The 21,180-nt window shown below is 42.7% G+C and carries 19 protein-coding genes; 14 read left to right on the top strand and 5 right to left on the bottom strand.

The annotated features are described in order from the left end of the window. Positions 1-20 precede the first annotated feature (20 nt). The 5 genes from BACPLE_RS05760 to BACPLE_RS05740 all read left to right on the top strand — a co-directional run bounded on the left by BACPLE_RS05760 (position 21) and on the right by BACPLE_RS05740 (position 8,192). The gene (locus BACPLE_RS05760) at positions 21-1,802 is read left to right on the top strand and encodes a RagB/SusD family nutrient uptake outer membrane protein (RefSeq protein ID WP_007559764.1); all 1,782 of its coding nucleotides are present in this window, start codon (positions 21-23) and stop codon (positions 1,800-1,802) included. A gap of 31 nt (positions 1,803-1,833) precedes the next feature. Next, positions 1,834-2,901 carry a DUF5017 domain-containing protein gene (locus BACPLE_RS05755; RefSeq protein WP_007559763.1) on the top strand — a complete coding sequence of 356 codons (1,068 nt, stop codon included), beginning with the start codon at positions 1,834-1,836 and terminating at the stop codon, positions 2,899-2,901. Between the two features lie 21 nt (positions 2,902-2,922). Continuing rightward, on the top strand, positions 2,923-4,875 hold the full coding sequence (locus BACPLE_RS05750) for a PL29 family lyase N-terminal domain-containing protein (RefSeq protein WP_157131885.1): 1,953 nt from the start codon (positions 2,923-2,925) through the stop codon (positions 4,873-4,875). Positions 4,876-4,888: 13 nt separating this feature from the next. After that, positions 4,889-5,776: a PL29 family lyase N-terminal domain-containing protein gene (locus tag BACPLE_RS05745; protein ID WP_007559761.1), complete on the top strand. Its 888-nt coding sequence runs from the start codon at positions 4,889-4,891 to the stop codon at positions 5,774-5,776. A gap of 139 nt (positions 5,777-5,915) precedes the next feature. Then, on the top strand, positions 5,916-8,192 hold the full coding sequence (locus BACPLE_RS05740) for a DUF4955 domain-containing protein (protein WP_007559760.1): 2,277 nt from the start codon (positions 5,916-5,918) through the stop codon (positions 8,190-8,192). 250 nt (positions 8,193-8,442) lie between these two features. Here the strand turns inward: BACPLE_RS05740 and BACPLE_RS05735 are convergent, their stop codons facing one another. Further along, positions 8,443-9,483 carry a DUF4831 family protein gene (locus BACPLE_RS05735; RefSeq protein WP_040312491.1) on the bottom strand — a complete coding sequence of 347 codons (1,041 nt, stop codon included), beginning with the start codon at positions 9,481-9,483 and terminating at the stop codon, positions 8,443-8,445. A gap of 8 nt (positions 9,484-9,491) precedes the next feature. Continuing rightward, complete coding sequence (locus tag BACPLE_RS05730; RefSeq protein WP_007559757.1) at positions 9,492-11,009, bottom strand: NAD(P)H-hydrate dehydratase; 1,518 nt, start codon at positions 11,007-11,009, stop codon at positions 9,492-9,494. Between the two features lie 157 nt (positions 11,010-11,166). Between BACPLE_RS05730 and hpt the strand changes: the two genes are divergently transcribed. The 9 genes from hpt (at position 11,167) to BACPLE_RS05685 (ending at position 17,203) form a co-directional block, all read left to right on the top strand. Next, positions 11,167-11,703 carry a hypoxanthine phosphoribosyltransferase gene (hpt, locus tag BACPLE_RS05725; protein ID WP_040312482.1) on the top strand — a complete coding sequence of 179 codons (537 nt, stop codon included), beginning with the start codon at positions 11,167-11,169 and terminating at the stop codon, positions 11,701-11,703. A 24-nt stretch (positions 11,704-11,727) separates the two neighbouring features. Further along, positions 11,728-12,297, top strand: coding sequence for an adenylate kinase (locus BACPLE_RS05720; protein ID WP_007559755.1), 570 nt, complete (start codon positions 11,728-11,730; stop codon positions 12,295-12,297). Positions 12,298-12,352: 55 nt separating this feature from the next. Beyond that, positions 12,353-13,537 (top strand): GTPase ObgE, encoded by a 1,185-nt coding sequence (gene obgE / locus BACPLE_RS05715; RefSeq protein WP_007559754.1) that lies wholly within the window; start codon positions 12,353-12,355, stop codon positions 13,535-13,537. Beyond that, positions 13,537-14,337: a peptidoglycan editing factor PgeF gene (pgeF, locus tag BACPLE_RS05710; protein ID WP_040312481.1), complete on the top strand. Its 801-nt coding sequence runs from the start codon at positions 13,537-13,539 to the stop codon at positions 14,335-14,337. The genes obgE and pgeF overlap by 1 nt, the downstream gene beginning before the upstream one ends. A gap of 28 nt (positions 14,338-14,365) precedes the next feature. Further along, positions 14,366-15,028, top strand: coding sequence for a B3/B4 domain-containing protein (locus tag BACPLE_RS05705; RefSeq protein WP_081458108.1), 663 nt, complete (start codon positions 14,366-14,368; stop codon positions 15,026-15,028). Position 15,029: 1 nt separating this feature from the next. Continuing rightward, positions 15,030-15,647 (top strand): M23 family metallopeptidase, encoded by a 618-nt coding sequence (locus tag BACPLE_RS05700; protein ID WP_007559751.1) that lies wholly within the window; start codon positions 15,030-15,032, stop codon positions 15,645-15,647. Between the two features lie 6 nt (positions 15,648-15,653). Continuing rightward, entirely contained in the window at positions 15,654-15,848 is a 195-nt protein-coding gene (locus BACPLE_RS05695; RefSeq protein ID WP_007559749.1) for a hypothetical protein, read from the top strand. A 60-nt stretch (positions 15,849-15,908) separates the two neighbouring features. After that, the gene (locus BACPLE_RS05690) at positions 15,909-16,439 is read left to right on the top strand and encodes an outer membrane beta-barrel protein (RefSeq protein WP_007559747.1); all 531 of its coding nucleotides are present in this window, start codon (positions 15,909-15,911) and stop codon (positions 16,437-16,439) included. A gap of 125 nt (positions 16,440-16,564) precedes the next feature. Beyond that, a complete protein-coding gene (locus BACPLE_RS05685; RefSeq protein ID WP_007559746.1) occupies positions 16,565-17,203 on the top strand; it encodes a porin family protein in 639 nt (212 codons plus the stop codon). Here the strand turns inward: BACPLE_RS05685 and BACPLE_RS05680 are convergent. From BACPLE_RS05680 to BACPLE_RS05670, 3 genes are read right to left on the bottom strand one after another with little or no spacing between them, the layout of a single operon-like run. Continuing rightward, positions 17,200-18,792 carry an efflux MFS transporter permease gene (locus BACPLE_RS05680; protein ID WP_007559744.1) on the bottom strand — a complete coding sequence of 531 codons (1,593 nt, stop codon included), beginning with the start codon at positions 18,790-18,792 and terminating at the stop codon, positions 17,200-17,202. The genes BACPLE_RS05685 and BACPLE_RS05680 overlap by 4 nt on opposite strands. An 8-nt stretch (positions 18,793-18,800) precedes the next feature. Beyond that, on the bottom strand, positions 18,801-19,835 hold the full coding sequence (locus BACPLE_RS05675) for an HlyD family secretion protein (RefSeq protein WP_040312480.1): 1,035 nt from the start codon (positions 19,833-19,835) through the stop codon (positions 18,801-18,803). Positions 19,836-19,869: 34 nt separating this feature from the next. Further along, positions 19,870-21,177, bottom strand: a complete 1,308-nt coding sequence (locus tag BACPLE_RS05670) for a TolC family protein (protein ID WP_040312490.1) — start codon at positions 21,175-21,177, stop codon at positions 19,870-19,872. Between the last annotated feature and the right edge of the window lie 3 nt (positions 21,178-21,180).

Below are 21,180 nucleotides of genomic sequence, written 5' to 3'. Positions count from 1 at the left end.
AATTATAAATCGTGAAATATATGAAAATAATAAAATACGCTTTATGTGCTTTCTTGTTTGGAGGATTGGTTTCCTCTTGTAACTTCCTGGACAAGGAGCCTTATAAGCTTTCTCCGGAGAAATATTTTAACAATGCCACGGAAGCAGAGTCATTCCTGACAGGTGTATATGCCATTTTGGGACAATCTACTTTCTATGGAGAGAATTTTATGTATCTTGCTGGTGGTGACGACTTGCAGCATTATGGCGGAACAAGTACTCGTCAGCCGGCTGATAAAGGACTTATCTGTGCCAATACAGTATCAAGTGACCCTGCCGTTACTGGTATGTGGTATACATTGTATTCTGGTATTAATCGTGCCAATATGTTCCTGGAGAACATTGATCGCGTAAATGATATTTCTGATGAACAGAAAGCTCAGTATATAGCAGAAGCTCGCTTTTTACGTGCTTTTTACTATTTCACATTGGTACAAAACTGGGGTGATGTGCCGTTCAAGACTGAATCGACCAATACCGTAGATAATCTGAGTCTTCCGCGTACTGACAGAGAGAAAATTTATGATTTTATTGTAACCGAAATGTCTGAAGCGGCCGATGAAGAAAAAGGAGGCTTGTTACATGCCAGTGAATTGGGATATAAGCCTGGACGAATTTCTCGTTCTGCAGCCTGGGGAATCTTGGCAAGAGTATACATGTTCCGTGCAGGAGAATATCATAGAATGAAGACTCAGCCTTCAGGAAAGGAGACAGAATATTTTGCAAAGGCAAGTGAATATGCTCAGAAAGTGATGAACGAAGGACATGATCTGGCTGATAATTACTGGGATGTATTCATTGATTTGTGTTCAGACAGATACAATAGTACTGGAAAGTATGAGAGTATTTGGGAAGTAGAATTTGCTGGTGGCAATCAGACTGATGTGAAGGCTGCTGGACGTTGGGGAAATAATGTAGGATTGGAAGGTCCGGACTTGTCAAATAATAGTAATGTGGTAGGAAAGAATGACCCGGGTTATTGCTACCAGTTTATATTTGCTACTCCGAAACTGTTTGATCTGTACACTGCTAATGGTGATTATGAGCGTTTCTACTGGAATTTGGCTCCATTTAAGTATGTAGAAAAGGATAATAAGGCAAAGGTTTCGGTTACCGGACGCTATTTCGTTAAAGGTTCTATGCGTAAAATCCTTGATGAATTCCATAACTGGGGCGAGGATACTTATTCATACGGTGAATATACAGGACCGGCAGAGAGCTATAATCAGGTAGGTGATTTTGAAAATCCTAGTGAAGTAAAAGATAAAGGTCGGGCTTGTGCAAAGTTCCGTCGCGAATATGAAGCTGACAAGAAAGATAAAAACTATACTTGCATCAACTTCCCTATATTGCGTTATTCGGATGTATTGCTGATGATTGCCGAGGCTGAGAATGAAGTGAATGGAGGTCCTACTACATTAGCATATACATGTATTAATAAGGTACGTTCGAGAGCTGGCATTTCTACTTTGAGTGGCCTGGATCAGGCTGGTTTCCGTCAGGCTGTGAAAGACGAACGTGCAATGGAATTGTGTTTTGAGTTTACACGTCGTTATGATTTGATACGATGGGGAGAATTTGTGACTAATATGCATGCTATGGTAGATGTAGCTCTTTCTGCAGGTGATGAATGGAAGCAGGTACAAACTAATAGTGTACATAATTATTTCAAAAACGTGACAGAAGCCTATAATTATTTCCCGATACCAGATCAGGAAATGTCTGTAAATAAGGAAATAACAGAAAATAATCCAGGCTGGTAATCTTGAAAACAATATTAAAGTAGTAAGAATTATGAAAACATATAATTGGTTGTTTCTGACATTAGCGGCTTTTTCTTCAGTGGCATGTAATGATGAACTGGAGAAAGACTTGAAAGATGTTAGTGTAACAGTTGAGACAAACGATAACGTGACGTACGATGGAAAGGTGATTACTGTGGCAAAAGGAACCCCTGTTAAATTTAATATAGGAGGTGAACCGGATAATATCACTTTCTTTAGCGGAGAAACTGGACATAATTTTGATTATCGGGAAAGGGTTACAATCGATCCGTCTCAGATTGTATCTTCAAAACTGACTGTAGAAATAAATACCCAGTATAGTGGTGCGTATGACAATCTTTTCAGCATGTATATGTCTGAGGAATTTCCTGGACTTTATAAAGACGATTTTCCTGGAGATTGTCAACAGTTGAAGGATTTTACTGGATGGACGGAATGGGTGAAGCAAGAGGAACTTCCGGTTGAGCCTAGTAAAACTGTGAGCTATGAAATGGATATGATGTCTCATTTGGGAAAAAATATTACATTGGCTATTCATGTGCATCCACATGATCTTACAAAACAGCAGCCTAGATTGAACTTTAGTAAAGTGAAAATCACAAATGAACTGACGAATGGTTCTGCAGTTGAACTTTATGCTTCAAATATGGGCTTTACTCCTGTAAATGTATGGAGTTCTGATGTTAGCAGTGTAGAGATTGACCCGAACCTGTCAAAGAATACCGGATATTATGACACAAATAATAATCTGATAGAAAGTGCCTTGTGGTATGGTACCGTAACTAATAATATTTGGGGTATGTGGAATCTTTCTAATGCTTCTACCGGTAGTTTCTATGTGCATAGTGCCGCTCTTGGAAAGGGGCTTCGCGAATCATGGTTAGTGTCTGATTATTTGGTAATCAATGCTTGTTCTCCTGATACAGGAGTCGCTTTGAAAAATATGACAAACCGTTTTTCTTCGTATGAATATACATACAACGAGGTCGGAACTTATAGAGCTACTTTCTATGTTTCTAATGAAAATTATAAACATAGTGAGTCAAAAATTATAAATATGGTAATTAACGTAAAATAAACAAACTAAATGATATATCTTATGAAGAACTTTAAATCTTTACTGCCTTTCCTGCTGATGTTATTTGTGTGGGCAGGATGTGATACAGATGATTTGAGAAATAATGTGGATGAGTTGGAGAACCGTGTAGAAAGCTTGGAAGCTCAGGTGAGTGCCATCAATGACAATATGAACGCTATTCGTGTAATATTGGATGGAACGAAAACCATATCTTCATATACATTGGAAAATGGAACCTATACGTTGAAGTTAAGTGACGGGTCTGAAATTACTTTGTCACAAGGAAATGAAGGACAGATTGTTGAACCTGATATTACGATTAATGAAAATGGAGAATGGGTTCTGAATGATAAAGTAATAGGACAAGCTACCGGTAACGATGGTATAACTCCTAAATTTAATATCAGTGCAGATAAATATTGGCAAATTAGCCTTGATGGCGGGGTTACCTATGACTATGTATTGGATGTAAATAATAAGAAGGTTCCTGCCACTACAGGGGGTGATGTAAGTGTTTCTGATGCATTCTTTAAAGAAGTGAATGTGAAAGGTGATATGCTGGAGGTTACATTGAAGGACGGAGAGACTTACTCATTACCTATTGTAGCCGATTTAAAGGCACAGATTGTAGATCCTGCTAAAGGATTTAAAGATGGTGTCTGGACTATCGGATATGGTGAAACTGTAACAACTGAAGTGGAAATTTCTGGTGATAACTCTTTTGTAACTGTTCCTGCAGGAGGCTGGACAGCTACATTGAGTGAGGTAAAAGATGGAAAGGCAACTTTAACGGTTACAGCTCCGGCCCAGGCTTCAGTACAGAGCCGTGCTACTGCCGATAATTCTACAGAATTGGTTTTGCAGGTAAATAAAGGGATTAACTGGGCAATTGATAAAATTAAAGTGGAGGCAAAACTTGTAGTTGCAAGTTATAAGGCCTTGTATGATGCGGATCAGGCTATCAATGTAAATGGAGTAGAGATTTCTAAGGCTATGTTCGGTGAAGCATGTAGCATTGAATCTGATACCGAAATCTCTAAATTAGATTATAAGGTTTATTTTGTGAAACCTGGAGCTACATTGACGTATAATGCGCCTACATCAGTTTCTGCTAAATCGTTGATTGTAATAGGTGATAATTCTGCTGACCAGACTGCAAAAGTAGTATTGAAGAATCGTATTCAGTTAAATATGGGATCATCTCCTGCTGAAAGTGATGGTTATTATGTATTCTATAATGTTAACTTTGATGCTTCTTCTACTACTACTCCGGCATTATTGGCCTATAAGAATGACGTACAAGATAAAGCTATTGTGTTTGATAACTGTAATCTGACTTTAGGAAATAAAAACTTTTTTGAGTTGACAACAGACGGACGTTATTTCAATAGCCTGACTATTAAGAATTCGAAGGTGAAATTGAATAACAGTATGTATCTTGTTCATATTGATAAGAATACTTCTACAAAATTTGGAAATTTATCTTTGGTGAACAATGTATTCTATGCTGAAGCTGTAACAAGCGGAAATGGATTCAAGATCTTTAATTCTACGAATGCTACCTCAAGTTTGGACAAACTGGTTCTTAATAATAATACATTTGTTAATGTTTGTCCTAATTGGAGTGGAATGTATTATCAGCTTAGTTTAGGTACGGTAGATTTGCAGAATAATCTCTTCTGGGCTTCTACTCTTCCTGCAAACGGTATCATCTTACGTCCGGGAAATACGAAAATTGCAGGAACTGTTTGTAAGCACAATGTAGGATTTAGTCTCAATGCGAATACAAATACTTGGATTGCATTCTTTGGATTTGATGATAATAAGTTTGAGGGTGCTGAAAATATTATCAATATTAAGGCTGAATCTACAGAAAGTGCAGAAAATCCATTTGTTGGTGGAACCTTCGATCTTTCTACAGGTACGTTTGTTCCTAATGCTACTTATGCAGAATATGGTGCAAAATTTGAATAAAAACCTTTGACCCATGAAGAAACTGATATTTTTATTTCTTAGTATGATTTCTCTTGTCGCGCTGAATTCGTGTGACAAGAGAGACGATATCCAGAAGGATATTGATGATTTGAACTCTCGCTTGGATCAGTTGGAACCTATGTTGGCTCAGTTGAATGAGAATATTTCAAATTATCAGGGAGTCCTTGATGGAAAGTTGTTGGTAATGGGATATGCCGTGAGTGAAAACGGAGATTATACTGTGGAACTGAGCAATGGGGAAACAATTAAAATCTATAGCGGAAAACCGGCAGAAGATTTACCGTTGTTTTCTATTGCTGATGGTAAATGGTTTTATACGCAAGGCGATGAAACTTATCCTTTGATGAATTCCGAAGGTCAGCAAGCACCGGCTTTAGGTGAGACTGGAGTTACCCCTAAGATTCGTGTAAATGCACAAGGCATGTGGGAATATTCATTGGACAATGGAAAAACTTGGTTAGGTAATATCGGACCGGCTAATCCTGCTCAAGGAAGTGCGGGGGTATCTATTTTTACGAATGTAATTGTTTCCGATGATGGATCTTCGTTGACCTTTGAATGGAAGAATGGAGATACTGTCATGAGCCAGACCGTAGCTTTATATGGAGGATTGAGCCTTGATGTAGATTATGGTTCAGCTCCCGTTGCCTTTGCCCTGGGTGAGTCTCGTGAGTTTAAAGTCACTCAAACAAAGGTAGAAAATGTGGTGATTGAAACCAATACCTGGGGAGTGAAGTTAGATGAAAAGAAGATTTATATAACAGCTCCTACGGTGAATGTACAAGGAAAGGAATATGAAGATAAGATTGTCCTGAAAATATTCTCTAAAGAAGGATATTGTAAGGCAGTGATAATTCCTGTAAAGTTATTGACTAAATAGTAACGTCATAGAGATTGAAAAAATTCTGCCACATTGTGGCAGAATTTTTTTTATAATATCATGAGATTGGAGAAAGACATTATATCGCAAGGATTTTATTATTGCGATATAACGGAATAAGATTTAAAACTGAATACGAATGAAAAAAAATCACCTTAAAACAGTATGGCTGCATTGTGTATGGACAGCTGTCATGCTATTGATTGTATGTGCGTGTAAAGGCGAAAACCCAGAGGGGGATAGAGAAGATAGCGCTGAAGATAGTCCGGTTGCAGATAATGTATTGACACAGATGAATCGTGATATTGCCGATATGCAACATATTGCAGAAGGAGAGGTTAAAGTTTTAGCTTATACAAGGGAAAGTAGCGGCCGGTTTCTGATAGAATTAGACAATGGTCATGTGCTTACTGTGTATGCAGAGGATGAGCTGGAAGAGAATGCCTCTGTTCCTTTGGTTGGAATTGATGCAGACGGTTATTGGGTGTATAAATTAGATGGAGAAACTGAAAATTTAAAAGTTGCGAATGGGCAACGTGCTTCCGCATTAAGTTCTACTGGTAAAGGAGTCTTTACGCCGCAATTTCGAATTGGTTCGAAGAGGTTTTGGGAGGTTACCTATGATGGTTCTCAATGGCTGCAAATTGGAAACCGGCAGGTATGGGACATAGAAAAAGAAGCAGCTGCTGCATTTTCTCCTTTTGCGGATTGTGTTTTGAACGAATCTGCCGGTACATTGTCGTTGCATTTACGGTGTGGAGCGAAAGTAATTACTGCACAGGTACAAGGTAAAACCACAACAGAGGCCTGGAATAAGTTTGTAGCAGGCTCTTCCGATAATGTATTGCTGGATTTCTCGTATGCCGGTTACAGGCATGGGGAAGAAGAAGCTCCCGATGGATTTGCATTTGGATATAAAATTGAGAATGTGAAAGAACGTATGCAGCAGAAGAATATGTCTGCCCGTGCTGCCTTTCTGGATATTATAAATGAGTATAAACTGGATAAAGGGATAAAAAATGCCAATGTGGTGATTTATTTCCCGGAAGGTACTTATGTGTTGCACAATGATGATGACAACACATACGATGCAAATAAAACAGATTTTGACTCAGATGCAAAAGGAAATAATGTCAGCAATGAAATTTTAATGTATGGAGGGAATTTTGTCATAAAAGGTGACGGAGCAGACAAGACGTTCCTGGAAATGGAAACTCCTAACTTGCCTAAAAAGAAATCGGATATGTATTCTTCACCAGTAATGATTAATATCAAGCATAATTCATGGCTGGGGGCTGAGTATGAAGTGACCGGAAATGCGGAAAAAGGCGCGTTTAAGGTGAAAGTGGCTGGAGCATCAAATTTCAAGGTCGGTGAGTGGGTATGCTTGTATTTGCATGACAATAATCCTGAACTGGTGAGAAGGGAATTGCTTCCGTATACTTGGGAATCTACTATGACAAATATTTCTACAGAAGGTGTGCAGGTGGAAGATTACCATCAGATTGTGAGCATTAGTGGCGATGAACTAACGTTTAAAGAACCGATAATGCATGAAGTGGATGCACAATGGGACTGGAAATTACGTAAGTATTCCTATTACGAGAATGTAGGGGTAGAGGATTTGACGTTTGTAGGACATGCTGTAGATGACTTCATTCATCATCGTAGCTGGATTGATGATGGGGCGTATAAACCGATTGCTTTTATGCGTGTGGTCAATTCATGGATGCGACGAGTGAACTTTGAGAGTGTGAGCGAGGCTGCTTCTATTATCTCTAGTGCGAACTTCTCTGCTTATAAAATTAATATTACCGGGAATCGCGGACATTCGGCCATTCGTTCCCAAGGTTCCAGCAGGGTGTTTATTGGTGCAGTACGTGATTGTACGGACGGACCGTTGGCAGACCAATACCCTACGTTTCAGACTAATGCCGGACAATATCATGCTTGTGGCGTATCGAAACCTAGTATGGGAGCTGTTATTTGGAGGGTAACCTGGGGGGATGATGCTTGCTTTGAATCGCATGCTACTCAGCCTCGTGCTACGTTGATTGATAATTGTACGGGTGGTTTTGTGCAGTCCAGACAAGGGGGAGATGCTAATCAGGTACCGAATCATTTGAATGATCTTACTATCTGGAATATGTGCGCTACGAAGACAGCTGTAAATGGAGGCGGAACACTACCTGGTAATGGTGAGTTTGACTGGTGGCGTATGGGATGGAAATACTGGAAGATTTTGCCTCCGGTAGTTGTGGGGTTCCATGGGGCTTCAGTTAAATTCGTAAAGGAGCAGGTAAAATTAGATGAAAGTAATGGCATTCCAGTGGAACCTCAATCGCTTTACGAGGCGCAGTTGAAGCATCGTTTAGGGACTGTCCCAGCTTGGTTAAATGCGTTGAAGCAGTTTTAATGAAATTTCTTTGTTTGTTTTATGTTTTCCTGTCCGAAGCTATATGTTTCTGGGAGCAGAAATTTATATTTCCCGATTAGCAAACGAATAGCCCTCTGACGGAAAACATAAAAAATTTTTTGATGTCATACTTTTTTGTTCAAGAGGTTTTGTTGTCAACTTTTACCTTATCCTTTTAAAATAAGAATCCCGTTCTTCGCGTGTATAAATACCGAAGAACGGGATTCTTGTCATTTATAAAGCTCGTGTATCAGTCTTTGTCAATTTTAAGAATACCACCAGTCGTAGAATTGAAAACGACCCGTGTATTGATTTTTTTGTCAAACAGACCATCTACCAGTACTTCGGTGTAGCCGAACTGGGTAAACGACATTTCGTCGTTGAAAAGTTTTTTACCTTGATAGCTGACTGTGACATTACCTTTACCGGGTACATTGTAAATGACACCGTCAATTTTTTTCTTCTTTTTCCCTTCTTCTTCAGGCACAGGCAAGGTGGAAGTGTTTCGAATGGAAACGTAAATCGGATCACCCGCCAGATTGTTCGTAGGAAGCACTCCTAGTTGGGCAGAAAAACGAGCGGCAATTTGTTCTTGTGCATTGTTGTCGGGTTCTACTAAAAACGTAAAGACTTTGTCTTTGCGGTCAGTAGTACCGGTAAATGTTTGGGTCAGCGCTTTTTCTTGTTTGTTCAGCTGGTCAATAACCAGTTGCAGGGAAGCTCCGTCCTTTGGCATGGTTTCTGCCTGACCGCGCAGGATGATATTTTTGCTGTCGCGTATGTTGTAAATTTCGCGTGCTGTCAGTTCGGCCATCTTGGCACTGGAACCGGCCATGAGGATGTCTTCTGTCATGTACTTGCGGGCATTTTCATGTGGCTCGGGTGTCTCCAGTTTATAGTCAGGGGCAGATTCTTTCTCTGTAGAGGTTGTATTAATGGCTTTTACGATACCTTTATCTGTCAGTTCCACGTTGGACGACACACTTTTATCTTTCAGTTTCATGATGTAAGCTTTGGTGGAGTCGGGTACTCCCACAAGGCGTACATGAATATCCTTGATTTCCCAGTGACTTTCGGGCTGTGTATTGACATCATTTAAACGCAGGTAGCGGCTGGCGTAGAGGCTGAAGTCGCCTGGCTGGTAGTTTACTTTGGTTGCAATGATGTCAATAGCAACTTTGGTCTTAGGCAAGAAGTACACGATGCCTTCGCCTGCTTGTGGTACATAGCTTTCCTGGGAGTAGGCATTCAGAGAGGCCAGTAGTCCCAATGCAATGATTCCTCTTTTCATATTGTCTGTCATTTAGTTTCCATTAGTTGTTTCCAGGCTTCAGGCAGTGCTTCTACAATATCTCCGGAAGTCATGCTGATAACGCCTTTTTGCTGGCAAGCAATGTCGCCAGCCAGACCGTGTACATATACACCCAGTCGGCAGGCTTCTTCGTGTGTATAGCCTTGTGAAAGCAGTGAAAGGATAATACCGGTAAGTACATCACCGCTTCCGGCTGTGGCCATACCCGGATTGCCTGTCGGATTGAAATAGGTCACTCCGTCAGGGGTAATGACGGCGCTCCATGCCCCTTTCAGTACGATGTAGCATTGCAGGTGGGCTGCCAGCTCTTTAGCCTTTGACAAGCGTTCATAGCTGTTGCTGCAGCGTCCGATGATGCGTTCCAGTTCCTTGACATGTGGAGTCAGGATGCTGTGGCGAGGAATACGGGTCAGGTAGTTGCGGTAGTTGCTGAAGATATTGAGCGCATCTGCATCCAGCACCAAAGGAATATAACAGTTGCTTACCTGGTCAAACAGTGCCTGCACCGTGATTTCTTCCTGTCCTAATCCTGGACCGATGGCTACGGCCTGGAAGTTGTCGAGGTCGGCAGCTTCGGCAAAGCAGCGGTCGTGTACGTCATCTTGCACCATGGCTTCGGGCACATTGCTCTGTAGCAGATCATGGTTACATACAGGAGTGTGTACGGTAAGTAGTCCGATGCCTGAACGCAGACAGGCACGTGAAGCTAACAAAGCGGCACCTCCCATTCCGTAGGAACCGGCTATCAGCAGACCGTGGCCGAACATGCCTTTGTGGGCAAACTTCTTTCTCGGCTTGATGAGCGCACGCATTTCGCTGGCTTCGGTAATATAATAGGGAGTTTTTGCTGCTTCGATGAATTCACGGCTGATGCCGATGTCGAGTAATTGCCATTCGCCTACTACATCTGCATTTTCAGCAAAAAGGAAGGAGAGTTTAGGCAACTGGATACTTAGGGTCAGGTCGGCCTTGATGATATTTTGTCGGATGTTGTGGGTGTTGTCTTCTCCCATCAGTCCGGAAGGAATGTCAATGGATACTACCTGAGCAGGAGAAGCATTGATGTATTGTACTACGGCTGCAAAGCCTCCACTCAGCGGTTTTTGCAGTCCGGAACCGAACAGACCATCTATGACTACGTCGTGACTGCCCAGATGGGGAGGATCGAACTGGTTGCTGACTTCGGTGTAGTTGGCAAAACCGCTTTCTTTCAGACGTTGTACGTTTGTAAGACATTCTTCAGAAAGTGTGCCTTTTACATTGAACAAATAGACTTCTACCGGATAGTTCTTAAGGAAAAGAATCCGGGCTACGGCCAGTGCATCTCCGCCATTGTTCCCGGGACCGGCAAATACGACAAGACGGTGTGATTTGTCATATCGCTCGCTGATGGCTTGTGCCAGCAGGCCGGCGGCTTTTTCCATAAGGTTGATTGACAATATAGATTCGTGGGCGATGGTATATGCATCAGCCTCTTTTTGTTGTGTACAACTTAAAATTTTCATTGTATATATAAAATAGCTATTTTGTCGGTAAAAGTACGAAAAAAGCCTCGAATGGGATATATATTCTATTGAAAATATCTTTAAATACTCAGGGGGAAGTGTGGCGGTTTTAGGGAAAATCCGTAAATTTGCACAATTTCTAAAACTAGATTATAACATGGATACGATTCAGATTAAAGACAAGCGTTTCAAAACGTTTATCCCAGAGGCGGATATCCTGAAGGAGGTGGCACGTGTGGCCAATGAAATCAATCATGACTTGGAGGGTGAAAATCCGTTGTTTTTGAGTGTGTTGAATGGCTCGTTCATGTTTACGGCCGATTTGATGAAACATCTGACGATTCCGTGTGAGATTTCGTTTGTGAAATTGGCTTCGTATGCAGGAACGGCTTCTACAGGAAAAGTAAAAGAACTGGTAGGACTGAATGAAGACATTTCAGGACGTACGGTAGTAATCGTGGAGGATATTGTGGATACGGGGCTGACCATGCAACGTTTGCTGGAAACCTTGAAGGCACGCAATCCGAAAGAAATCCGTATTGCCACGCTGCTGGTGAAACCGGATAAGTTGCAGGTAGATTTGGATATAAACTATGTAGCGATGAATATTCCGAATGATTTTATCGTGGGCTACGGATTGGATTACGATGGCTTCGGACGGAACTACCGTGACATCTATACAGTGATGGAATAATTTTTTTATTTATTATAAGACAACATGTTGAATATTGTAATTTTTGGTGCTCCGGGTTCAGGTAAAGGAACTCAGAGTGCTCGTATTGTGGAAAAATATGGCTTGAACCATATTTCTACGGGAGATGTATTGCGTGCAGAAATCAAGAACGGCACGGAACTGGGTAAAACAGCAAAAGGTTATATCGACAATGGTCAGTTGATTCCGGATGCATTGATGATTGATATTCTGGCTAGCGTATTCGACAGCTTCAAGGATAGCAAAGGTGTGATTTTCGATGGATTCCCTCGTACAATCGCTCAGGCTGAGGCTTTGAAAGAAATGTTGAAGGTACGCGGACAGGAAGTTTCTATCATGCTTGACCTGGAAGTTCCTGAAGATGAACTGATGACTCGTCTGATCAAACGTGGACAGGAATCTGGTCGTGCTGACGACAATGAAGAAACTATCAAGAAGCGTCTGGTTGTATATCACTCTCAGACTGCTCCGTTGATTGACTGGTACAAGAACGACGGTAAATATTGCCACATTCAGGGATTGGGTACTATGGACGGTATCTTCGCTGATATTTGCGCGGCTATTGATAAACTTTAAATAATAAAAAAACTGGCGGGCCGGTGACGGTCTGCCAGTTCTTAAACTTGAATTTATGGCTGAATCGAATTTTGTTGATTATGTAAAAATCTACTGCCGCTCCGGAAAGGGAGGCCGTGGCTCGGTGCACATGCGCCGTGAGAAGTATATGCCCAACGGAGGTCCGGACGGTGGCGACGGTGGTAGAGGAGGTCATGTGATTTTGCGGGGAAACCGCAATTACTGGACATTGCTGCACCTGAAGTACGACCGTCATGTGTTTGCAGAACACGGAGGTAACGGTTCAAAGAACAAAAGTTTTGGAAAGGACGGGGCAGATAAAGTCATTGAAGTGCCTTGTGGAACGGTAGTATATAATGCCGAAACAGGGGAATATGTGTGCGACGTAACGGAGCACGGACAGGAAGTCATCTTGCTGAAAGGCGGACGCGGAGGATTGGGAAACTGGCATTTCCGTACAGCAACCCGTCAGGCACCCCGTTTTGCCCAACCGGGTGAACCGATGCAGGAGATGACGGTGATTTTGGAATTGAAATTATTGGCGGATGTAGGTCTGGTAGGTTTTCCGAATGCCGGAAAATCCACTTTGCTTTCTTCGGTTTCTGCCGCACGTCCGAAAATTGCCAATTATCCTTTTACCACGCTGGAACCGAACCTGGGAATTGTGTCTTATCACGAAGGGAAGTCTTTCGTGATGGCGGATATTCCGGGTATCATTGAGGGAGCCAGTGAAGGAAAGGGACTGGGACTGCGGTTCTTGCGTCACATTGAGCGCAACTCTTTGCTGTTGTTTATGGTACCGGGTGATACGGATGACATACGTAAAGAGTATGAGATTCTGTTGAACGAACTGGCTACCTTTAATCCGGAGATGCTGGATAAGCAGCGGGTGTTGGCCATTACGAAATGTGACATGCTGGACGAGGAACTGATGCAGATGCTGGAACCTACATTACCTGAAGATATACCTCATGTTTTTATTTCTTCGGTGTCAGGAATGGGCATTCAACAGTTGAAAGATTTGCTCTGGGCCGAACTGAATAAAGACAGTAACCAGTTGGAAGCTGTACGCCGGGAAGCCATTGTACATCGTCCGAAAGATATAACCAAGCTTCGTAAGGAGTTGGAAGATATGGGCGAAGACGAAGACTTTGACTATGAGTATGAAGACGTGGATGATGAAGATGACTTTGACTACGAGTACGAAGAGGAAGACTGGGAGGACGAACCACAAAAGTAATGAATAATCTGACTGATGATAAAAGAATGTTGGTGTACGGCCCGAATAGTCCGCACACCGACATTTTTTGTTTCTCTACGACACGTCACGGCGGTTGCAGTGAGGGAAATTATGCTTCATTTAACTGCAATCATTATTGTGGTGATGTGCCCGATAAGGTAGAACGGAACCGGGAACTGCTATGCTCGTTGTTGCCTGTGCGTCCTCGGATGCTGGTTGTTCCTCATCAAACGCACGATACAGTGGTGAGAGTTGTGGACGAGGTTTTTTTACGGCTCTCTTCAGAGGAACAAATGAAACAACTGGAGGGAGTGGATGCGATGGTCAGCGATATGGAGCAAGTTTGTCTTTGCATTTCTACTGCCGATTGTATCCCTGTGCTCTGTTATGATATCCGGCGGAAAGTGATTGCCGCGATACATGCCGGATGGCGGGGAACAGTGAAGCGCATCGTGGAAAAGACGTTGGACAAGATGGCGGAACTTTATGGTACGAAGGGAGAAGATGTACAGGCTTATATAGGGCCGGGTATCTCTCTGGATGCTTTTGAAGTGGGAGATGAGGTGTATGAAGCCTTTGAAGCAGCTGGATTTGATATGGCTTGTATCGCCCGTAGAGATGAAAAGTGGCACCTCGATCTTTGGGAAGCCAATCGGATGCAGTTGCTGTCTAAAGGAGTAAAAGAGGAGAATGTGGAAGTAGCAGGGATTTGTACCTATCAAAATTATACAGATTTCTTCTCGGCACGTCGGCTGGGCATTCGTTCCGGACGTATTTTGTCGGGGATTATGCGGATGTAGAACCATTTAAGAAAATAGCGAAATGGATTTGAAAATTGAAGTATCAGAGGAATTACGGCAGGCTTGGCCGCAGTTTCGTGGAGCTGCTGTATTTGCGACGGTAAAGAATTCTCCATATAGTGAAGAACTGTGGAAACGTATCGGTGAGTTTACGGAACTTTACCGTCAGAAATATACCATTGATTCTATCAAAGAGATGCCTGCCATTCAGGCTACTCGTCAGGCTTATAAGAAATGTGGGAAGGATCCTAGCCGTTATCGCCCTTCTTCAGAAGCTTTGTGCCGACGTTTGTTGAGAGGACTGTCACTTTATCAGATAGATACGCTGGTCGATTTGATTAACTTGGCATCCATCAATAGCGGACATTCCATCGGAGGCTTTGACCGGGATAAGATTCAAGGAAATAAGCTGGTATTAGGTATCGGAAAGGCGGGTGAGCCTTACGAAGGTATTGGGCGTGGAGAATTGAACATTGAGGGAATGCCGGTATACCGAGATGCCGTGGGAGGTGTAGGTACACCGACAAGCGATAATGAGCGGACAAAAATCTCATCGGAAACTACTCATCTGTTAGCCATCATGAATGCGTACAGTGGGAGTGACGGTTTGGAGGAAGCCGTAAACTATATGGTAAACTTACTGAAAGAATTTGCGGATGCTCAGGATGTAGAACTTTATTATTTTGAGTAATATGAATCGCTTGATTGTAATGCTTGGATTGTGGCTCCTTTGCATGGTGGGTATACAGGCTGGTGAACCGGTGAAAGCCGGGTTTACACACATGGAGCGTAGTCATATCAGGGTGCATACACCTGAACTGTTTTCAAAGGGAAATAGTGTGGAGATACATCTGGAGTGTCTGGCTGATTCACAGTTCTGTTTTCCACTTCCTGGAGGGAAGGTCATTTCTGCTTATGGAAGTCGCGGTGGACATTCGGGAGCAGATATAAAGACCAAGGCCAATGATTCCATTCTTTGTGTGTTCGACGGTGTGGTACGCATGGCCAAAAGTTATGGTGGATATGGAAAGGTAATTGTGGTGCGGCATTTTAATGGACTGGAAACTGTGTACAGTCATAATTCCAAAAACTTTGTTGCACCGGGTGATTCGGTAAAGGCGGGTCAGGTAATTGCATTGACCGGACGTACCGGACGTGCTACCACAGAGCACTTACATTTTGAACTCAGGGCCAACGGACAACATTTTAATCCCGGATTATTATTTAATATGTCTACCCGTGTCCCTTTGAAACGTACGCTGGTATGTACGAAAACAGGAAAACATGTGAAATTATCTCCTAAAAAATGAAAGAATATGGATATTGAAAAGATATTGACAGAAGGAATTGTGTTCAGAGGCGGGAAGTCTTCTGACGGAAAAAAGAAAGAAGAGAAAGTAAAGACCAAGGCGAAGAAGAAAACCTACATTACGGGTTTGCATGGTTCTGGCTCTGCCAAGATGAAAGCGGAATATCGCCGCCGGAGAGCTAACAGACACAAACAAGGATAAAAGTGAACAAAAAACTGTATTCAGTTGTTAATATATTTGTAAAACTAAAAAAAGAAGATTATGAGAAAATTATTTTTACTCGTAGTGATTGTAATGGCTGCAATCTCGGCTAGCGCACAGGAAGGAATTTATCTGGGTGGAGGCATCAGTTTATGGAGAAACAATGATTTGGACAAGACTTCATTTTCTATCACACCGGATGTTGGTTATAACCTGAGTGAAAAATGGGCTGTAGGTGTGGAACTGGCTTATGCCCACAATGGTTATGATGGTGAAGATGCAATAAGTACGAATGCATTTGCTTTGGCTCCGTATGCACGTTACTCTTTCTATGAAAACAAGATTGTCCGTTTGTTTTTGGATATGGGATTTGGATTCTCTACTTACAAGGAGAAACATGCTGATTCAGTAAATGGTTTTGAAATCGGAGTGAAACCAGGATTGGCAGTAAAGTTGAATGATAATTTCAGCTTTATTACTAAAGTAGGTTTTGCAGGTTATCGTGACGACTATTATCGTGGAGAAGAAAATGGATTCGGCGTCGGCTTGGACGGTGAGAATATTTCCATTGGTATTGAGTACGAATTCTAATAAGAACATTTGAATAACTAATAGATAGGGAGCAAAAAGAGGTGAAAACTTCTTTTTTGCTCCCCTTTTATTTGTATCTCCGCTTTATCTTTTTAAATTTGTGTAATTCATTATTATTTGAGCTTATGAAAAAGATTGCATGCATAGTGGCAGGTTTGTTCGTAGCTTTGACAATGGCCGCACAGACAAAAGTAACCTGGAGTATGGAACTCGGACTGGGTATGAGTTCCTGGATGGGAAAGGATGCCGGAGATTCTTCTCCATTGTTTAACCAGAAGGTTGGAGTAGGAATTGATGTACCTTTGAGTGGACTGGTATCATTCCAGACCGGATTGTATTGGGCTTCGAAGGGAGCAAGCATAGATGTGGATTATGTAGGAGCTAATACGCAGAATGTGGTGGATATGCACGTAAACCAGAATTATTTTGAGATGCCTTTGTTGGCTGCCTTTCATGTAGGTACAGCCGCTAATTTTGATATGGTGTTTACGGCAGGTCCTTATTTGGCTTATGGGGTAAACGGTAAGCGGAATATCGACATTGATGACTTGACTGTTTCTTATAACACTTTCGGTGAATCAAAGATTGAAGGAGAAATCGTTCCAGGACTACGTCGTTTTGATGCCGGTGTGATGGCTGGTGTGGCACTCGACTTTAAACGCTGGACGGTAGGACTTGACGGAGAATTTGGATGCTGCAAATTAGCCAGCAATTCAAAGACACGTAATTTGGCGTTCTTCTTCACTGCTGGCTATAAATTCTAATTCTTAGAAATTTTATGTATGCTGGATGGCCTGTACCGTTTCTTTACGGGCAGGCTGTGCAGCATTTTGAGCGCTGCCAAGTGGCGGTCGCGCCAGATTCGGTAGCTGAGCACAATTATCAGAAAAACAGTTCCCACGAGACATACCCAGCCGAACAACTCTTTCAGGCTGGTCAGCATGGTCTGGGTGTTTACTTCTTCATAGAGTTGCATGAGTGATACATCCGGCATCCACTCGTGTAGGTTGTCCATGTTTCTGCTTAATAATCCCCAGTTGTCACGTTGCAGGTGTTTCATCCAGCGGTTCAATATGGCTGCTCCCAGCGGGGTTGCAATGCTGGTACGAATGAAACTGAGTACGCATAAAGACTGGAAGAAATGCTTGAAGGGGATATGTTTCGCTACATAAATGGTCAGCGAAATATAAAGCACTCCGTGTCCGATTCCTTTTAAAAAGTTGGGCAGATATAAACTTTCAATATTCAAATCAGGGTATATCAGAAAATACATGTAATACTGGTACATGACTATCAGTGTAAATCCGACAGAAATCAATAGTTTATATCCTTTCTTTAATACTGCTTGCCGGAAGAATACGATACCTGCTCCCGCCAGGATTCCTGCAAATACACACCAGTTCAATGAAATGGCATTTAGCGTATCGTACTGTAAGATGGAGGTCATGAATGCATTCTGCAGTACGGAGGAGGTGGTGAGAAACAGACAGAGCATCAAGAACAAGAACAATACTACGGGGAATTTCTTGTAGCGGAATACCTGCGGGTCTATATACGGATGCCGTATGGAAGTCATCCGGTTGATGTTTATCAACAAGGATACTACGGCTATTACAATGCAGGAGCGAATCTGCACGCTGTCCAGCCAGTCGTAAAAATCTCCATAGATGCAAATAAAAACAATTGCGAACAGCATGGCTGTCCATAAGAGGAGACCTATCCAGTCTATGCCATATAAAGGAATCTTTTTACCCAGTCTAATGGTTCGAGTCAGGCACATGACACAAATCCATACCACCATCAGCATGCCGATGACAAACCAGTGCATGTATTGCCAGTTGGCCCAGTCGTTGATGTGCATGGTGACCAGTCCGGACAACTGGATACTTTCAAGCACGATGATATAGATCACGGGATAGAACACTGAGAAATTTCCGGAAGGTGTGATACTCAGGCGGGTATTGGAGAAACACTCGAAGGTGCCCCACATGCGGAAGAATCCCGATACGAAGCATACACAAATCATGAGAAAGATGTTTTCTGTATGCATGGTGATCAGGTTGCAGAGAATGAGTACCGGGCATACCGTCATGAAAATAGACCGGGTGGTGAACCGGGATTTCAGACGGAACAGTATTGGAAATATGACGGTCATGCCGATGAAGGAGGCATAACCTGCCATGGTTACATCTTCCTGAATACATCCTAATGCGCTCGACATTTGGGTAGCAGCCGGCAGGAAAACTCCTCCGTTAAACTGAAAGACCATGGCAAAGAAGAGCGACAGGACGATGCAGACCGGAGTCGGTAAGAACTCTTTGAAGTAAGGAATCTGAGGACGTTGTTCAGCCATTTTCTTGTTTACTGTTTAACGTAACATTCTACATTCATTCCGGCTCTCAGGCGTTGCAAGTCTTCGGGACGGTTGTTTTCTGTGAACTCGATACGGACAGGGATGCGCTGTTCTACCTTTACGAAGTTGCCCGCCGAGTTATTTTGTGGAATAAGTGAATAGGAAGCTCCGGTAGCATCCGAAATAGAAGCAATACGTCCCTCAAATTTCACATCAGGGATGGCGTCTACTCTTACTTCTACCAGCTGGTTTCTCTTCATGTCGGTAGTCTGAGTTTCCTTGTAGTTGGCAATGACCCATTTCTCTGTACCGTCTACCAGAGTAACCAAGGCTTGTCCAGGCTGAACTAACTCTCCTTCATGGATGTTTTTTCGTCCGGTTACCCCGTCTGTAGTAGCCAGAATGACTGTATAAGAGAGGTTCAGTTTGGCCAGGTTGAGCGCAGCCTCTGCCAGTTTGATGGCCGATTCATTCTGTTCCAGTCGCTGGGTTTGCTCCTGTTTCTGGAGTAAAGTCGATTGTTTCTGGCGCAACAGCTGTTCATAGCGTGCCTGTGTCGCTTCATAATCCGTTTTTACCCGGTCGAATTGTTGGGGAGTAACGGCTTCTTCTTTCAGCAATTCCTGATAACGTTTGTAATCCGTTTGTGCATTTTGCAGGCGGATTCGCTGTTCATCAATAGCTGCATCCGTTACGAGGATGTTGTTCTGTGTGGTGTTGATAGTGGTATGCATGGCACTCTTTCCAGCCAGTGCATTGCGATAGTCTGCTTCGGCCTGTGCCACTTTCAGACGATACTCCGTATCTTCTATGATGGCCAGGGTATCTCCCTTTTTCACTGTCTGGTATTCCTCAAAGCAGATTTTCTTGATGAAGCCTTGTACCCGTGTGCTGACTGGGGTCAGGTGTTGTTTCACCTGGGCATTGTCTGTATATTCTACATTACCTAAATGGATAAATTTGCCGCAAACCCAGCTGATACCGGCTACGAGGACCAGCAGTATAAAGAAATTAGAAATAGTTCTTTTTTTGTTTCGCATCATATATTTTTTCGTTTTTGTGTAAATATGCATTTCATTAAAGTGTTCCCGTAATTTTTTTCAGCAGGTAATATTGATACAATATACCTATCTGGTAGTTGGCCAGCTGCAATTCCATATCCAGCTGCATGTTGCTGGCATCCAGCATATCGGTAATCAGTGACAGACCGTTCAGGTAACGTTGCCGCACGATGCGGAAGTTTTCATGTGCCAGTTGTACGCTTTTTTGCTGGGTATGCAGTCTTACGTAAGCTTCATTCAGGTTTACGTACGCTTCGTGCACTTTGTTCTCTATTTCTTCCTTGACCAGTTGGTAGTTCTTTTCTGCTTTTGAGGTAGCTATCCGTGCCTGTTTCAGTTTCTTCTTGCTCTTGAACAAAGCATCCAGGTTGTACGAGATACCTACTCCGGCAAACCAGTAGTTGAAGTTGTTGTTCAATGGTGGAACTTCTATCAGAATCGGCCCATTAAACTCATTAGTTGCCGTCAGGCTGATGTGAGGCCTGCGTTCAGAACGAATCAGGTTTTGCTGGTTGTGGGTCAGTTTGATTTCCGTGTGTGCCTGCTGGAGTTCGGGAGATTCCTGAGAAGCTTCCATCCAGGCCATTTCTTGTTGTTTGTCTACATTGATACGGAACAGTGCCGTGGAGTCTGGCACAATATGTACCGAAGGGTCCAATCCGATGGTTGTTGTTAATTTGTGGTTCAAGACATTGAGCCTGTTGATAGTAGAAGTCAGACCTAATTGCAGATTCTGCAATTGTAGTTCATAGCGGGTAATGTCACTCTTCAGTGCTGTGCCCTGTTGATAGGCGGCCCGCATATCCTTTACCAATAGATGTGTCTGCTCAATGTTCTTTTCGTAAACCGTTTGTTGGTTTCTCAGTTGGAACAAATCCAGATAATATCCCAACAGCATGAAGCGCAAATCCTGCTGGTTATTTTGATAAGTCTGTTGTGCCAACTGCTGTTGCAGTTTCGCTTTTTGGATATTGGCATTGATACTTCCTCCTGCGTAGATAGTCTGTGAGGCTTTGAGTACAAAAGAATTACCGAAGTGCGGCATGTCGGCATGTATGCCGTTACTGAAATCCCGGTCTGTCATGCAACCGTCACCAATGTAATTAAGGTCCACCTGTGCCCGGATGGAAGGCAGTTTGGCATTTTTAGCCACTTCTACCGCCTGTGTTGTTTCATCAATGGCCAGCGAATGAAGCTGGATGCTTTTGCTGTTCTGGTCAGTCAGTTGGAACAATTCATCGATAGAAAGAACCCGTTCTTGCGCGGCGGCTGTGTAAATAAAAAAGGAAAGAACTCCAATAGTTGAAACTAATCTTTTACCCATTAT

Source organism: Phocaeicola plebeius DSM 17135 (genome assembly GCF_000187895.1).
Lineage (GTDB): Bacteria > Bacteroidota > Bacteroidia > Bacteroidales > Bacteroidaceae > Phocaeicola > Phocaeicola plebeius.
Note: the sequence above shows the minus strand (reverse complement) of the source record. Positions and strands in the feature narration are given on the sequence as shown.

Bases quoted from the DNA above. Each gene is read 5' to 3' on its own strand.
- BACPLE_RS05760 (WP_007559764.1), top strand. From the start codon at position 21: ATGAAAATAATAAAATACGCTTTATGTGCTTTCTTGTTTGGAGGATTG.
- BACPLE_RS05755 (WP_007559763.1), top strand. From the start codon at position 1,834: ATGAAAACATATAATTGGTTGTTTCTGACATTAGCGGCTTTTTCTTCA.
- BACPLE_RS05750 (WP_157131885.1), top strand. From the start codon at position 2,923: ATGAAGAACTTTAAATCTTTACTGCCTTTCCTGCTGATGTTATTTGTG.
- BACPLE_RS05745 (WP_007559761.1), top strand. From the start codon at position 4,889: ATGAAGAAACTGATATTTTTATTTCTTAGTATGATTTCTCTTGTCGCG.
- BACPLE_RS05740 (WP_007559760.1), top strand. From the start codon at position 5,916: ATGAAAAAAAATCACCTTAAAACAGTATGGCTGCATTGTGTATGGACA.
- BACPLE_RS05735 (WP_040312491.1), bottom strand. From the start codon at position 9,483: ATGAAAAGAGGAATCATTGCATTGGGACTACTGGCCTCTCTGAATGCC.
- BACPLE_RS05730 (WP_007559757.1), bottom strand. From the start codon at position 11,009: ATGAAAATTTTAAGTTGTACACAACAAAAAGAGGCTGATGCATATACC.
- hpt (WP_040312482.1), top strand. From the start codon at position 11,167: ATGGATACGATTCAGATTAAAGACAAGCGTTTCAAAACGTTTATCCCA.
- BACPLE_RS05720 (WP_007559755.1), top strand. From the start codon at position 11,728: ATGTTGAATATTGTAATTTTTGGTGCTCCGGGTTCAGGTAAAGGAACT.
- obgE (WP_007559754.1), top strand. From the start codon at position 12,353: ATGGCTGAATCGAATTTTGTTGATTATGTAAAAATCTACTGCCGCTCC.
- pgeF (WP_040312481.1), top strand. From the start codon at position 13,537: ATGAATAATCTGACTGATGATAAAAGAATGTTGGTGTACGGCCCGAAT.
- BACPLE_RS05700 (WP_007559751.1), top strand. From the start codon at position 15,030: ATGAATCGCTTGATTGTAATGCTTGGATTGTGGCTCCTTTGCATGGTG.
- BACPLE_RS05695 (WP_007559749.1), top strand. From the start codon at position 15,654: ATGGATATTGAAAAGATATTGACAGAAGGAATTGTGTTCAGAGGCGGG.
- BACPLE_RS05690 (WP_007559747.1), top strand. From the start codon at position 15,909: ATGAGAAAATTATTTTTACTCGTAGTGATTGTAATGGCTGCAATCTCG.
- BACPLE_RS05685 (WP_007559746.1), top strand. From the start codon at position 16,565: ATGAAAAAGATTGCATGCATAGTGGCAGGTTTGTTCGTAGCTTTGACA.
- BACPLE_RS05680 (WP_007559744.1), bottom strand. From the start codon at position 18,792: ATGGCTGAACAACGTCCTCAGATTCCTTACTTCAAAGAGTTCTTACCG.
- BACPLE_RS05675 (WP_040312480.1), bottom strand. From the start codon at position 19,835: ATGATGCGAAACAAAAAAAGAACTATTTCTAATTTCTTTATACTGCTG.
- BACPLE_RS05670 (WP_040312490.1), bottom strand. From the start codon at position 21,177: ATGGGTAAAAGATTAGTTTCAACTATTGGAGTTCTTTCCTTTTTTATT.